At 52.5% G+C, this 14,197-nt stretch carries 12 protein-coding genes; 8 read left to right on the top strand and 4 right to left on the bottom strand.

Annotated features, from left to right (window positions below):
* The first annotated feature begins 371 nt into the window (after positions 1-371).
* The 8 genes from CRP01_RS14340 (at position 372) to argH (ending at position 8,973) form a co-directional block, all read left to right on the top strand.
* Positions 372-947 (top strand): GNAT family N-acetyltransferase, encoded by a 576-nt coding sequence (locus CRP01_RS14340; protein WP_099150753.1) that lies wholly within the window; start codon positions 372-374, stop codon positions 945-947.
* A 200-nt stretch (positions 948-1,147) separates the two neighbouring features.
* Complete coding sequence (locus CRP01_RS14335) at positions 1,148-2,338, top strand: argininosuccinate synthase (protein WP_099150752.1); 1,191 nt, start codon at positions 1,148-1,150, stop codon at positions 2,336-2,338.
* A gap of 69 nt (positions 2,339-2,407) precedes the next feature.
* Positions 2,408-3,364, top strand: coding sequence for an N-acetyl-gamma-glutamyl-phosphate reductase (gene argC, locus CRP01_RS14330; RefSeq protein WP_099150751.1), 957 nt, complete (start codon positions 2,408-2,410; stop codon positions 3,362-3,364).
* A gap of 42 nt (positions 3,365-3,406) precedes the next feature.
* A complete protein-coding gene (locus CRP01_RS14325) occupies positions 3,407-4,543 on the top strand; it encodes an aspartate aminotransferase family protein (RefSeq protein ID WP_099150750.1) in 1,137 nt (378 codons plus the stop codon).
* 54 nt (positions 4,544-4,597) lie between these two features.
* The gene (locus tag CRP01_RS14320) at positions 4,598-5,539 is read left to right on the top strand and encodes an N-acetylornithine carbamoyltransferase (RefSeq protein WP_099150749.1); all 942 of its coding nucleotides are present in this window, start codon (positions 4,598-4,600) and stop codon (positions 5,537-5,539) included.
* 211 nt (positions 5,540-5,750) lie between these two features.
* Positions 5,751-6,521, top strand: a complete 771-nt coding sequence (argB, locus tag CRP01_RS14315; protein WP_099150748.1) for an acetylglutamate kinase — start codon at positions 5,751-5,753, stop codon at positions 6,519-6,521.
* 50 nt (positions 6,522-6,571) lie between these two features.
* Positions 6,572-7,645, top strand: a complete 1,074-nt coding sequence (locus tag CRP01_RS14310; RefSeq protein ID WP_099150747.1) for a M20 family metallo-hydrolase — start codon at positions 6,572-6,574, stop codon at positions 7,643-7,645.
* Positions 7,642-8,973 (top strand): argininosuccinate lyase, encoded by a 1,332-nt coding sequence (argH, locus tag CRP01_RS14305; RefSeq protein ID WP_099150746.1) that lies wholly within the window; start codon positions 7,642-7,644, stop codon positions 8,971-8,973. Before CRP01_RS14310 ends, argH begins: the two co-directional genes overlap by 4 nt.
* A gap of 86 nt (positions 8,974-9,059) precedes the next feature.
* On the opposite strand, the gene CRP01_RS14300 is transcribed toward argH, so the two are convergent.
* The 4 genes from CRP01_RS14300 to CRP01_RS14285 form a co-directional block, all read right to left on the bottom strand.
* The gene (locus CRP01_RS14300; RefSeq protein WP_099150963.1) at positions 9,060-9,935 is read right to left on the bottom strand and encodes a carbon-nitrogen hydrolase; all 876 of its coding nucleotides are present in this window, start codon (positions 9,933-9,935) and stop codon (positions 9,060-9,062) included.
* Positions 9,936-10,140: 205 nt separating this feature from the next.
* Complete coding sequence (locus CRP01_RS14295; RefSeq protein WP_099150745.1) at positions 10,141-10,467, bottom strand: helix-turn-helix transcriptional regulator; 327 nt, start codon at positions 10,465-10,467, stop codon at positions 10,141-10,143.
* Positions 10,468-10,888: 421 nt separating this feature from the next.
* A complete protein-coding gene (locus CRP01_RS14290) occupies positions 10,889-11,821 on the bottom strand; it encodes a class I SAM-dependent methyltransferase (protein ID WP_099150744.1) in 933 nt (310 codons plus the stop codon).
* 109 nt (positions 11,822-11,930) lie between these two features.
* Positions 11,931-14,195: a T9SS type A sorting domain-containing protein gene (locus tag CRP01_RS14285; RefSeq protein ID WP_099150743.1), complete on the bottom strand. Its 2,265-nt coding sequence runs from the start codon at positions 14,193-14,195 to the stop codon at positions 11,931-11,933.
* Positions 14,196-14,197: the final 2 nt, after the last annotated feature.

Genomic DNA, 14,197 nt, shown 5'->3' with positions numbered 1-14,197 from the left:
AAGTGACAAAAAATTAAACAGGATTAAATAAAAACGGCTCGTTCTTAAATATTTCATAAAAATCCTGCAAAAGCTTGTATATATAGGCAATAGCGTATACATTTGTGCCCACTATGGCGAAAAAAGTATATTATTTCAACCTGCCTTCCGCTTTTCGCCGGCGTCGTATTCCACGTCGTCGCCCTTAGGGGCGCTATATACACATATCATCCATTGGGATGGTTTTTGGTACTACTACCGATCATCCTTCCTCCTAACCAGGTTCCAAATTTAATGTTACGGTTTTAGGGTCTTTACGTCTAACTTATCGTCAGACAGTTACCGCTAAAGTCGAGCTTAACCAGATTGCTAATTAACTCATTACCCACGCAATGGAATTTACCATTAGAGTAGCCGAACCGGAAGATAAACATTACGCTGAGGCCATTTGCAAGTTGATCGCTGAATCGGCGAAAGCCAGAGGAACGGGTATCGCCGAGCGAAAACCGGAATACGTCGCTACCAAGATCGATAACGGAAACGCCGTGATCGCCCTGCAGGGAGATCAACTGGCCGGATTCTGCTATATCGAGGTCTGGAGCCACGAAAAATATGTAGCCAACTCTGGGCTGATCGTTGCCCCCGAATTCAGGAAACACGGTCTGGCCCGTGCCATTAAAAAACGGATCTTCCAACTCAGCAGAGATAAATTCCCCGCGGCAAAGGTATTTGGTATTACCACCAGTCTGGCGGTAATGCGGGTAAACTCCGATCTGGGTTACCGCCCCGTAACGTTTTCCGAACTCACCCAGGACGAAGCCTTTTGGGCGGGTTGCAAATCCTGTCCCAACTACGACATTCTCGAGCGTAACGAGCGCCGGATGTGTCTGTGTACGGCCATGCTCGCACCTTCCAAGGAAGAAGTGGAAATGGCGCACGATCTGAGTCATATGATCGTGAAGCAATAGAGACGGATTAGCTTTGCGCCCGGGGCCGCAGCGATAACTGCGGAAATTCGGAATTGAGCTTAAATTGATTGAATTATAAACACCTGTGCAGTTTATCCGGCAAAGACCATAAGTTCGAAGCCCTGCCTTGCTTTGCACGGCCCGATTTATGATCGCCGGCCGGTAGCTTTTTAAACTGCCTGACTACTAGTAGACCAATTATGAACAAGAAAGTAGTACTCGCCTATAGTGGCGGTCTGGACACTTCCTTCTGTGTAAAATACCTTACCGAAGACAAAGGCCTCGAAGTGCACGCGCTGACGGTGAATACCGGCGGCTTCAATGCGGAAGAACTCGAAGCCATGGAGAAGAAAGCCTACCAGTTGGGGGCCAAATCTTTCAAAGCCGTAAATGCCGTTCCCGGCTATTACGATCGCTGTGTCAAATACCTCATCTTCGGAAATATCCTGCGCAATAACACCTATCCGCTTTCGGTAAGCGCCGAACGCATGTTCCAGGCGCTGGAGGTGGTCAAATATGCCGGTGAGATCGGTGCCGATGCCATTGCTCACGGCAGTACGGGAGCCGGAAACGACCAGGTTCGTTTTGACCTGGTGTTCAATGTGCTGGGCGAATCCCTGGAGATCATCACCCCGATCCGCGACCTGAAACTTTCCCGGGCCGCTGAGATCGAGTACCTGCAGGAACGCGGCGTAGACTGGAGCTGGGAAAAAGCCCAGTACTCCATCAACCAGGGACTCTGGGGAACCAGTGTCGGCGGCGCGGAAACGCTCACTTCCCGGAAAGCACTACCGGAAAAGGCCTACCCTACTCCCATGACCGCCGAAGCTCCCGTGACTGTAAGTCTCCAATTTGAGAACGGCCAACTGAGCGGTATCGACGGTAAGGCGTTTGATCATCCGACCCAGGCTATCGAAAAACTACAGGAAATTGCGGGCCCCTACGCGATCGGTCGCGACGTACACGTGGGAGATACCATCATCGGCATCAAGGGCCGGGTTGGTTTCGAAGCGGCAGCTCCCCTGATCATCATCAAGGCCCACCACCTGCTGGAGAAACACACCCTCACCAAATGGCAACAGTACTGGAAAGAACAACTGGCCAACTGGTACGGAATGCTGCTGCACGAAGGGCAATACCTGGACCCCGTCATGCGCAACATCGAGAACTTCCTGGAAGATACGCAGGAAGGCGTGACCGGTTCCGTCTACGTTCAACTGCATCCGTACCGTTTCGAACTGGAAGGTATCGAGTCCGATTACGACCTGATGAACAGCGAGTTCGGTCACTACGGTGAAATGAACAAGGGATGGAGCGGCGATGACGTGAAAGGTTTCACCAAGATCCTCGCCAACCAGTTGAAGATCAGACACCTGGTCCATAAGAGCTAATTATTTAATTATCTGATGATAAGATGATGCCATAGATCGCCTCATCTTATCATCCTATCATCAATCATCATGATACAAGCGGGCATTATCGGAGGCGGAGGTTATACCGCCGGAGAACTCATCCGCATTCTTACCTACCATCCGGAAGTTGAACTGGCCTTTGTCCACAGTAAAAGTCAGGCGGGAAATCCCATCCACAGTATTCATACCGATCTGTTGGGAGAAGTAAACCTCGACTTTACGGATACCGTAGACTTCGGCGTGGACGTGATCTTTCTGTGTATGGGCCACGGCCAGTCTAAAACATTTCTGGAGAGCCACGAAATTCCGGAGGAACTGGTCGTGATCGACCTGAGCCACGACTACCGGCTCAATCCCGATTTCATCTACGGATTGCCGGAAATGAACCGGGAGGAGATCCGAAAAAGTCGCCGCATCGCTAATTGCGGTTGTTTCGCAACGGCCATCCAGCTGGGTTTACTGCCGCTGGCTAAAGCCGGATTGCTGCAGGATGAAGTACACGTGACCGCCATTACCGGTTCTACCGGGGCCGGACAGTCGCCGGGAGCGACCACGCACTTCAGCTGGCGCAACAACAACATTTCGGTATACAAGGCTTTTAAACACCAGCACCTCGCCGAGATACTGCGCAGTCTGACGCAACTGCAACCCGACTTTACCGACAAGGTGAATTTCATCCCGGTGCGGGGTGATTTCGCCCGGGGTATTTTTGCCAGTATCTACACGGATTGTGCGCTGTCGGGATCGGAGCTGCAGGCGTTATACGAAGAGTATTACCAGGATGCTCCCTTCACGATCGTGACCGAGCAGAATCCGAATGTCAAGCAGGTGGTCAATACCAACAAGTGTATTGTACACGTGGAAGAGCACGATGGGAAAGCGTTTATCATCAGTACCATCGATAATTTACTGAAAGGCGCATCCGGACAGGCGGTGGAGAATATGAACCTCGTGTTCGGGTTCCCACAAACGGCCGGACTGCAGTTGAAAGCTTCTGTATTTTAATGCTTTGGATGCACTTCCGTGCATCGCCTAAAATCACCAATCATGCAATTATTCGACGTTTATCCATTATACGATCTGGAACCCGTACGGGCCGAAGGTCACCATGTATATGATGCTCAGGGGCAGGCCTATCTGGACCTTTACGGCGGACATGCCGTTATTTCCATCGGTCACAGCCATCCGCATTACATCAAAACGATCAGCGATCAGCTGAACCGCATCGGATTTTATTCCAACTCCATTCAGAATCCACTGCAACAGGAACTGGCCGATAAGCTGGGTGCGCTTTCGGGTTGTGATGAGTACCAGTTGTTCCTCTGCAATTCCGGCGCCGAAGCCAATGAGAATGCCCTGAAAATGGCTTCTTTCCACAATGGCCGCACCAAGGTCATTGCCTTTAAAAAAGCTTTTCACGGCCGTACTTCCGTAGCGGTCAACGCCACGGATAACGAAAAGATCAAAGCGCCCATCAACCGGACCTACGCTACCGAGTTCCACGAGTGGAATGACCTGGAATCGGTGAGTGCAAGTCTGGCGCAGGGAGATGTCTGCGCGGTGATCATTGAAGGGATCCAGGGTATCGGCGGTATTCACGTGCCGGATCCGGCATTTCTGGAAACCATTGCGGACCTCTGCAAAAAGCACGATACGGTGCTGATCCTCGATGAGATCCAGTCGGGTTACGGCCGAAGCGGAAAGTTCTTTGCTTACCAGTATTCCAAGGTCGAACCGGACCTGATCACCATGGCCAAGGGTATGGGCAATGGTTTCCCGATCGGCGGTCTGCTGATCCATCCGCGATTCCAGGCCAGCTACGGTCTGCTCGGCACCACTTTCGGCGGTAATCACCTGGCCTGTGCTGCGGGCATCGCCGTACTGGATGTCATCCGGGAAGAACAACTGGTGGAGAACGCCGCATCCGTGGGAGATCACCTGATGGATCAACTCCGGGATATAGACGAAGCTACCGAAGTGAGAGGACTAGGCCTGATGATCGGTCTGGAATTCCCCTTTGCCGTCGGACCGCTGCGAAAACAGTTGCTGTTTGACCATAAGGTATTCACCGGCTCGTCTTCCGATCCGAACGTGCTGCGCTTACTGCCGGCCCTGTCATTGGGTAAGGCGGAGGCGGATCAGTTCATTCAGGAGTTGAAATCAGCGCTGGCCGTTGGCGTGTAAGCGTCATTTCACCATAAACCTAAAGTTTAGAAAAGCTGCCATAACTATCTATAAATGAAACAATTCACAGCAGTGTCCGACGTATCGGACCCAATTGCCCTGGCCGAAGAAGCGCTGGCCATGAAAGCCGATCCTTTCGGTTCGAAAGCGCTTGGCCAGGATAAAACGATGGTACTCCTGTTTTTCAATCCCAGCCTGCGTACCCGACTGAGCACCCAGAAAGCGGGTATCAATCTGGGCATGTCGGTGATCAGCATGAACGCCGCCCAGGGCTGGCAACTGGAGTTTGAAGATCATATTGTCATGAATACCGATAAGGCCGAGCATATTCGCGAAGCGGCCGCCGTTGTCAGTCAGTACGCGGACATCATCGGGATCCGGACCTTTCCCTCGCTGACCGATAAGGTAAAAGACTATTCGGATTTTATCATCAACCGCTTTATCCAGTACGCTTCCGTTCCGGTGATCAGTCTGGAATCGGCCATTCGTCACCCTCTGCAGTCTCTGGCGGATCTGGTGACGATCAAGGAACAGACGACCAAAGCACGCTCCAAGGTAGTCCTGAGCTGGGCACCCCACCCCCGCGCATTGCCCCAGGCAGTAAGTAACTCCTTTATTGAATGGATGCAGGCCGCTGGTATGGACCTGACGATCACCCATCCGAAAGGATACGAGTTATCGCGTGATTTCGTCAAGGATACACCGGTTGAATACGATCAGCAGAAAGCCTTCGAAGGCGCGGATTTCATTTATACTAAAAACTGGTCTTCTTACGATCAGTACGGGAAAGTACTCCAACAGGATAGCAACTGGATGATCACTCCGGAAAAAATGGCCCTCACCGATAATGGCAAATTCATGCACTGCCTGCCGGTTCGCCGCAATGTGGTCGTTGGCGATGGGGTACTGGACAGCCCGCAATCTATTGTGATCGAGCAGGCGAATAACCGGACGTATGCGGCGCAGGCGGTGATTGCTCGGATGTTGAGATGGTAGATGGTGGACGGTTGACGGTCGACGGTTGATGGTTGACGGTGGATGGTAGACGGGCGACGGTTGATGGTTGATGGTGGATGGTTGACGGTTGATGGTTGATGGGGGGTTGGTTTTTTCTGGCCCTGAGATGTTTTCGATTTCTTTGTGCTCAACATCCTGCCTTCCAAAGTTCCTTTAGTCGATCTCTCCTATTAATTTTTAAATTTCAATTATGCAGGATATCCTGAATATACTTAAGATCGGCGGGAAGCTGCTCGCGGATGAAGATCAGCTTTTGGAAATGCTGCGGGTTTTTACCGCTATGGAAGGGCATAAGATCCTCGTGCACGGCGGTGGGAACCGCGCCAACGAACTGATCAAGGAACTCGGCATTGAACCGAAGATGATCAACGGGCGGCGCATCACGGATGCGGCTACTCTGGAGATCGTGACCATGGTGTACGCCGGATTAATCAATAAGGGACTCGTGGCCCGCCTGCAGGCCATGCAGTGCCCGGCCATCGGCCTGAGCGGAGCGGACGGGAATACCATTCTGGCCCACAAAAGGATCGTAAAGGATATTGACTATGGTTTTGCCGGAGATATCGATGCCGTTGGGGTGGATACCTTCAAACATCTGGTGAGCGGCGGCCTGGTTCCCGTATGTTGTGCCATTACCCATGACGGTAAAGGACAACTGCTGAACACCAATGCCGACACCATCGCCTCCCGGCTCGCCGTGGCGCTGGCGCCCCACTACCGGGTACACCTGCAATATAGCTTCGAAAGACCGGGAGTGCTGAAGGACCCATCCAATGACAATTCGGTGATCAGCCGACTGGATAGGGCATCTTATCTCCAATACAAAGCGGATGGCATTATAACCGACGGGATGATCCCGAAACTGGATAATGCTTTTGCCGGGCTGGATGCGGGGGTGAGTGAGATCGTGATCGGCAATCCGGCAGCGATGGCAGCGGGTAAAGCAACCGTTATCAGTTAGCACCGATCAGGCCTACCTGCTATCCTCTAAATTCCCAAAATTATACCTTCATGACCATAGACTCCGCTACCCAATCCGCAGTAGAGCTGCTGCACCAATTGATCGGCACGCCTTCCTTTTCCCGGGAAGAAGAAGGCACTGCGGCCATCCTGTTTGCTATCCTTAAGGACCGGGGTGTGGCCGTTCAGCAAAATGGGAACAACGTCTGGGCCCGTAATAAACACTGGCAGGACGGGCTGCCGGTCATTCTGCTCAATTCTCACCACGATACCGTGAAGCCGGCTTCCGGATATTCCCGGGATCCCTTTGTACCGGAGGTGGAAGACGATCAACTTTTTGGTCTGGGCAGCAACGATGCCGGAGGACCACTGGTGAGCCTGTTGTTTACCTTTCTCCATTTCTATTACCGGGATGATCTTCCTTATAATCTGATCCTGGCCGCCACGGCGGAAGAAGAGATCTCCGGCGCGAATGGAATTGCCTCCCTGCTGCCGGAGCTGGGTGAGATCCAGCTGGGGATAGTAGGAGAACCGACCCAGATGCAAATGGCGATCGCCGAAAAGGGACTGATGGTGATCGATGGGGAAGCGATCGGAAAATCCGGCCACGCGGCCCGGGACGAGGGAATCAATGCACTGTATCTGGCGCTGGAAGACATCAACTGGATCCGGAACTTCCAATTCCCGGAAGTCTCCCCCATGCTGGGGCCGGTAAAAGCCACCGTTACCCAGATCAAAGCCGGTACCCAGCACAATGTCGTGCCGGACCGCTGCGACTTCGTGATCGACGTACGCACCAACGAACTGTACAGCAACTGGGATGCCTTTACCATTCTGCAGTCCAATACCAAATCGATCCTGAAGGCCCGGTCCTACCGCCTCAATTCCTCCCGGCTGGAGGAAGATCACCCCATCGTGCAGCGGGGCAGATCGCTGGGATTAACTACCTTTGGCTCCCCTACCCTGTCGGATCAGGCCCTGATGGCTTTTCCGACTCTCAAGATCGGCCCCGGAGACAGCGCCCGCTCGCATACGGCGGACGAATACATCAGGATCTCCGAGATCCGGGAAGGGATAGCACTTTACATTCAATTAATGGAAGGATTAAAGATCGAGCAAGCATGAAACTTTGGCAAAAGGATTACACCGTAGATCAGGAGATAGATCGTTTCACCGTCGGACGTGACCGGGAACTGGACCTCGAACTGGCCCGCTACGATATCCAGGGCTCTCTGGCCCATATCGAAATGCTCACCAGCATTGGATTGATCGAAAAGGAAGAACTGCCGCAACTGGCCGCTGCCCTGAAAGCCATTTACCAGGAGGTACTGGCGGGTAAATTTACCATTGAAGACGGTATTGAAGACGTGCATTCCCAGGTAGAGATGCTGCTCACCGAACGTCTGGGAGAAATGGGAAAAAAGATCCACAGCGGACGGTCCCGCAACGACCAGGTACTGGTGGATCTTCGGCTGTATTTCCGGGCGGAAATGGCGGCGATCGCCGAGGGTATAAGCGAATTGTTCCAGACCCTGCAATCACTCTCGCAGCAATACCAGCACCGCTTAATGCCTGGATATACTCACCTGCAGGTGGGCATGGTCTCTTCTTTTGGATTGTGGTTCGGTGCTTACGCCGAATCGCTGACCGACGACCTGCAGCTACTACAGAGCGTGTTTAAGATCAATAACCAGAACCCGCTGGGATCGGCGGCCGGCTACGGTTCCTCTTTCCCGCTGAACCGTAAATTAACCACCGAATTACTAGCCTTCGACGATCTGAATTACAATGTAGTGCACGCCCAACTCGGACGGGGAAAGACGGAACATTTTCTGGCTTTCGCCCTGGCCGGCATCGGGCACACCCTGGGTAAACTGGCCATGGATACGGTATTGTTCATGAATCAGAATTTCGGGTTCATTTCCTTCCCGGATGAACTGACGACCGGTTCCAGTATTATGCCGCATAAGAAAAACCCGGATGTATTCGAGCTGATACGCGGCCGCTGCAATCAGTTGCAAAGTCTGCCCGCACAGGTCAGTCAGCTCACAGGGAACCTGCCCGGAGGTTACCATCGCGATTTCCAGTTGCTCAAGGAAATGATCTTTCCGGCTATTGAAAGTCTGAAGGACAGCCTCGCTATCGCCAGTTACGCCCTGCAACAGATCCGGATCAAGGATAATATTCTGGACGACGACAAATACATTTATCTCTACAGTGTGGAGGAAGTCAATCGTTTGGTGCTGAGCGGAATGCCTTTCCGGGATGCCTACAAGGAAGTGGGTCGCCAGATAGAGAGCGGTGATTTTAATCCGCCCCGGGAGGTGCAACATACCCACGAAGGGAGCATTGGCAATCTCAATCACCGGGAAGTGAATGCCAAATGGGAGCGGATCTGGGCCGGTTTCGGATTTGCAGAAATTGAAGATAAGATCAGTCAACTGGTATCCTGATCAAGCGTTCGGCGGTCTGCACCTGGCTGCAGACCGCCGAACGACAATTTGATCTATTTAAAAGGAAGGGCTCCTTACCCATCCGTTTACACCAGATATCGCTTCAACAAACCATCGTAGGCATCAATGCGCCGGTCCCGGAAGAAAGGCCAGATCCGTCGTACATCCTCGGTGCGTTGCTTATCGATTTCCAGCACGTGGGTGACTTCTTCATCGGCGGGCGCTACGTAGAGTAATTCCCCCTGCGGCCCGGCAACAAAGCTCTGCCCCCAGAATTGAATGCCTCCGGTCACTTCGGTCCAGTCCTTTTCCATTCCCGTTCGATTCACCACAATTACCGGCAGACCGTTAGCTACGGCGTGGCCGCGCTGAATGGTTTGCCAGGCGCCGAACTGCCGGTCTTTTTCCTCCTGCGGGTCCGTACTTTCCCAGCCGATCGCGGTCGGATAGATCAGCATTTCCGCCCCGGCGAGAGCCATCAGACGGGCCGCTTCCGGATACCACTGATCCCAGCAGACCAATACACCCAGGCGGCCCACGGAAGTATCGATGGGATCAAAGCCCATATCTCCGGGAGTGAAATAGAATTTTTCGTAATAGGCCGGATCGTCCGGTATATGCATTTTCCGGTATTTGCCCGCCATGCTGCCGTCTTTTTCCATCACGACGGCCGTATTGTGGTAAATGCCCGGCGCACGCTTTTCGAACAGAGAAAGGACCAGGACGATGCCCAGTTCGCGCGCCAGTTCCCCAAAGGCATCGGTCGATGGTCCGGGAATACTTTCGGCCATATCAAATTTGTCGACGTCTTCGGCCTGGCAGAAATAAATGCCGGTATGCAATTCCTGCAGGATGACCAGTTCGGCACCTTCCGCTGCACATTTGCGGATGCCGGCCATGCTCTTTTCGATATTGGCCTGGCGATCATCCGTACTGGCCTGCTGGACGATACCTACTTTTATTTTACTCATGTCTATTTGCGATTTTGTGCGGCAAGATTAGCATTCTGGAGAAAAGATACAAGCTTGCCATTGGAAAAGCCGATAAAAGGTGAGTTTATCCGGTGGAAGTCCGCGCTTCTAAAAAGTAGCATTGCTCCCACCGGCCGGATACCGGAGGTGAGTCAGTTGGAGCTGGTAATGCTCAGCTCACAGTAATTCCTCATCACTAGCGATCCTTGATCTTTTTCTTCAATTGTTCAATGCGCTGTTTGGTTTGCGCCAGTAAGCTGTGCATATCTTTTCCCGATATGTCCGCTCCATTTTGCTGGGGAAGGTCAGAACGCCCCCGTTTGGAAATATCTCTGAACATTAAGTCATCCAGAGCAACTCTAAAAAATTGGGCCATTGCGGCCATTTCGGTTAATTCCGGAACAGAATTGCCACTCTCGTATTCCTTTATGGAACCCTTGGAGCAACCTAATTCTTTTTCCAGATCACCGTAGGTAAGCCCTCTGCTTTTACGCAGGTACCTGATGTTTTTGGGCAATATCATGAGTGCGGAGTTTTAAGCCAAAAAGCAACCTGAAGATCGTTCTGAGTCACTTGCTATTATTAGGAAACTTAAAAACGGTCTTCAGTGTAAATTCAATTTTTTTCGATGGTTTTAAAGCGTGAAGATTAGCTGCTGCAGGAAATAAAAGCTCCAAATACGAGGTATGCAGTAAGTTCAGCTCAGCGAACTACATAGGGAATCACCCCGCGGGCCAGCCACTGCAGGTGCATTAATCTCACTCTTAATCAACTTGTTCAACTTTCAGCGTGTCAGGCTTTTATGCAAGCCCGGTAACAGTATTGATATAAACCGAATGCAGTAGAATTTATTGTCAAAGGTCACACCCAAAAAAGGTAATGACTCCCTGAAGACGTATTACATCCTACTGTCTTCTTTGTAATTTCCGGGAGTCTCAAAATGTTCAATCTATCTGGGATATTTTCTCCGCGACGAGCATCAGCCGGGCCGGTTTTCGCACAATGGTATTGGCCAGATCATCAACCAACTTCCAGAGCGAAGTGGGAAAATGGCGGAGTAAGGGGTGGGTTTGCAGTTTGGTCAGCGCCTTATTACTGAACGTTTTCATCTGTAAGCTATCTACCTGATCCCGCCGTATCAACCTGGCCAGGCTGTCTTTGGTAAAGCTATGCAGATGGGCGTGCTGGGGAGTGGGCTGGTTGCAATGGACACAGAGAGAATGGGAAATCTTTTCGTCAAATGGCGTGGTGAGGATCAATTTTCCACCCGGCCGCAGAGCCTTCAGTAGTTTTTCCAGAAACAGGCCGGGATCAGCGACGTGCTCAATGATCTCCGATGCGATGATGGTATCCAGGCTTCCGTCCGGAAAGGGCAACGCGTAAACGTCGGCCACCAGCGCCAGGTGATTAGGAAAGGGGTACAACTGCAGGCCTTTTTCCGGATTGCGGGGAGCGATATCCATAGAGATCACCGCTTTGCCCCGGGGGCAGAAATGTCCGGCTACCCAGGCGTTCCCACAACCGACGTCCAGCACCGTACCAGCTTCCCGGGGAACTTCCCGGGCGATCATCTCGTGGAGGCGGCGAGCTTCGTGGCGGCTGGCGCCATCCTCGTACGCCAGGAAATAGTCGAATACCTCAGCATCCTTCCGGTAATGTTCCCGGTACCGGAAGGTAGTTCCTAATTGCCGGTGCACCTCACCGGTCGAATCTATCGCAACGGGTTCCGGTACCAATAGATGCGGTACGCCGGCTACCACCGGAAAGCTTTCCATACCATCAACACTGCGTAAGGCCCCATCCTCCTCAGTATCGTTTTGCAGGGCTTGTCCGGTGACCGGGCTGACCAGCAAATCCAGCCAGTTCTGATTTATCATGATCAATAAGATTCTTGTTTGTGGCCGCAAATTTAGAGGGAGATCAGCGCTTTCGGCTATTTGCGGACGGCTTTTCTTCACCAATGGGTGGAATTTTAATCCGTAGCTCCTATTCGACGATCAGTCGGCGGGTTCGAACGCCTCTTCTATCCTCGAAGCGAATGATATAAACTCCGGACGGCCAGGTCGACACCTGCAATTCCTGCTGCCCACCGTTCCAGGTGCGCCGGTCTACGACTTGTCCTCTCGCATCAAATACCGAAAGCTGGCCATCGCCCCCATCCCCTTCCAGCCGAAGCAGTACCCGCCCGGTAGACGGATTAGGCCACACCCGCAGGTCATCCAGTAAGGCGGGGCGGTTGCGTACCGCTACGGGAGTTCCGCCCGCTAAGCCGGTCTGAAAAAGAGCCAAACCTCCGCTGAAATTGCCCACGGCCAGTTCCAGCAATCCGTCACCGTCCAGATCCGCCAGGGCCGGATGCGTCCGGATTCCCTCCCGGACTGCTCCGTAGTGCTCAGTCACCAGATTGAAGGTGCCGTCGAGATTGCCGTCAATGTTGTCGTATAGTTCCAGACGACCGGTTTCCGTTCCGATGAGTAGTTGCCACGCTCCCTCCTTTTCAAAGAAAACGGGTGCAGCGTAGCCGGTGGTGTATCCGGGGATACGGGCATCTACCCCACCCAGTACCATCTGATCCGGTTCCGCCGAAAAGACCGGATCTTCGGCCGTGCCCTTATTCTGAAAGTAATTCAGGTTACCGTTACGCTCTCCGATCACCAGATCGGGTAGTCCATCCCGGTTGAGGTCAACGATCTGCGGCGTACTGGCCTGCCCCACATTGATACCCATGTAATCGTACTGAGCTGCAGCGAAAACCGGTGGATTGCCAAGTCCGGCAATGTTTTCAGCGTAAAACAAATGTCCCCCCTGTTCTCCAATGACCGCATCCGGATCGCCGTCACCGTCCAGATCACCGAAACACGGTGTAAAGGCATAGGCACTTTGACTGAACTGATTGAGATCCAGATAATCATCTTCTACCTGCCGAAATGCCGGAGCGGTAGCCGTGCCGGTATTTTCGTATACATATATCCGGGCGTTCTTTGCTCCGAACGGTTCGTAGAAACTGTAATTGGCCAGAACGATATCCAGCAGACCGTCTTTGTTGTAATCGAAAAAAACGGGATGGGCACCGGAGCCCAGATCGATCATTTCATCCACTAGCAGATCTTTTTTGATCAGTTGAAAATCCGCATTAGTCGCTGTACCTATATTTTTGTACCACCAGATCTCCCGGTCCGAGGCATTGAGATCGGCATTGGGTGCCACCACCAGATCATTGAGTCCATCCCGGTCGATATCCAGATAAAAAGCGGCGGGAAAGACCGGCACCACCGCCGGTACATCGGTAGCGGGGAAATTGGGATCCTGAGCGTTCATCCAGGCCTCGGCACAGTTTCCCCCATTGTGCAGGAAATTGAGGCTATTGAAAGAAATATCTCCCAGGATCAACTCCTTGTCCTGATCGCCGTCGGCATCAAAAGTAAGCAAGGTGGAACCCGAATGACGGGTCTCCAGTTCGCCGTTCAGCAACAGATCCACACAATCACCCGGGGCGCCGGCCAGGTCTACTTCGTTGCTGATCCCGCTTTCAAAAAAACCACCCCAACAATCCTCTTGCAGCCGATAGATCAGGCTGTCCTGACCAAAACCGCGCTCGACGGACTGGTTGGCGTACAGTTCCACGTAGCCGCCCACGAGGTTGAACGTAAGGATATCCAGATCGCCGTCGCAGTCCACGTCATCTACCGCCGGGTAATCGATCGTACTGACGTACAACTGGTTGCTTCCGCCACCGGCACGGGGCACATAGATCACATTCCGGGGAGCATCGAACTGAAATCGTTCGAAACGGATCTGTCCGTTTTCATAATACCCGGTAAACACCATTACCGCATCAAAATTCTGATCCGCGTAGGCGAAAATGTCCATGATCCCATCACCATTGTAATCACGCAGCAACATCCAGTGGGTGATCTCCGGGAATCCGGCGACGAATTCGGGGGCGAAATCATAGGGAAATGCGCCGGTTGAGCCGTTATTCCGAAAGGTGAGTTGCCGGTTGCCCACCCGGTCAAATACGTGCAGATCGGGTAATCCGTCATTATCGAGATCCACCAAAGAGAACTGTGGGCTGTTCAGCCCGCCGGCCAGGGGGTAGCGCAAGTCAAGGTCACCGACCCGAAATGCCACATCCATCCGCTCCAGATCCTGTGCTCCGGCAGCGGTGGTCAGGATGAGCAGCAGATAAAAAATTATTCCTTTCCACGATCTTGCGTTGCTCCGTAAATACACCTTTTGGGAATTCGTCATAT

Origin of the sequence: Flavilitoribacter nigricans DSM 23189 = NBRC 102662 (assembly GCF_002646595.1) — a bacterium.
Taxonomy (GTDB): Bacteria; Bacteroidota; Bacteroidia; order Chitinophagales; family Saprospiraceae; genus Flavilitoribacter; species Flavilitoribacter nigricans.
Note: the sequence above shows the minus strand (reverse complement) of the source record. Positions and strands in the feature narration are given on the sequence as shown.

Excerpts from the sequence above, each read along its gene's own strand:
- CRP01_RS14340 (WP_099150753.1), top strand. The coding sequence starts at position 372 with ATGGAATTTACCATTAGAGTAGCCGAACCGGAAGATAAACATTACGCT.
- CRP01_RS14335 (WP_099150752.1), top strand. The coding sequence starts at position 1,148 with ATGAACAAGAAAGTAGTACTCGCCTATAGTGGCGGTCTGGACACTTCC.
- argC (WP_099150751.1), top strand. The coding sequence starts at position 2,408 with ATGATACAAGCGGGCATTATCGGAGGCGGAGGTTATACCGCCGGAGAA.
- CRP01_RS14325 (WP_099150750.1), top strand. The coding sequence starts at position 3,407 with ATGCAATTATTCGACGTTTATCCATTATACGATCTGGAACCCGTACGG.
- CRP01_RS14320 (WP_099150749.1), top strand. The coding sequence starts at position 4,598 with ATGAAACAATTCACAGCAGTGTCCGACGTATCGGACCCAATTGCCCTG.
- argB (WP_099150748.1), top strand. The coding sequence starts at position 5,751 with ATGCAGGATATCCTGAATATACTTAAGATCGGCGGGAAGCTGCTCGCG.
- CRP01_RS14310 (WP_099150747.1), top strand. The coding sequence starts at position 6,572 with ATGACCATAGACTCCGCTACCCAATCCGCAGTAGAGCTGCTGCACCAA.
- argH (WP_099150746.1), top strand. The coding sequence starts at position 7,642 with ATGAAACTTTGGCAAAAGGATTACACCGTAGATCAGGAGATAGATCGT.
- CRP01_RS14295 (WP_099150745.1), bottom strand. The coding sequence starts at position 10,467 with ATGATATTGCCCAAAAACATCAGGTACCTGCGTAAAAGCAGAGGGCTT.
- CRP01_RS14290 (WP_099150744.1), bottom strand. The coding sequence starts at position 11,821 with ATGATAAATCAGAACTGGCTGGATTTGCTGGTCAGCCCGGTCACCGGA.
- CRP01_RS14285 (WP_099150743.1), bottom strand. The coding sequence starts at position 14,195 with ATGACGAATTCCCAAAAGGTGTATTTACGGAGCAACGCAAGATCGTGG.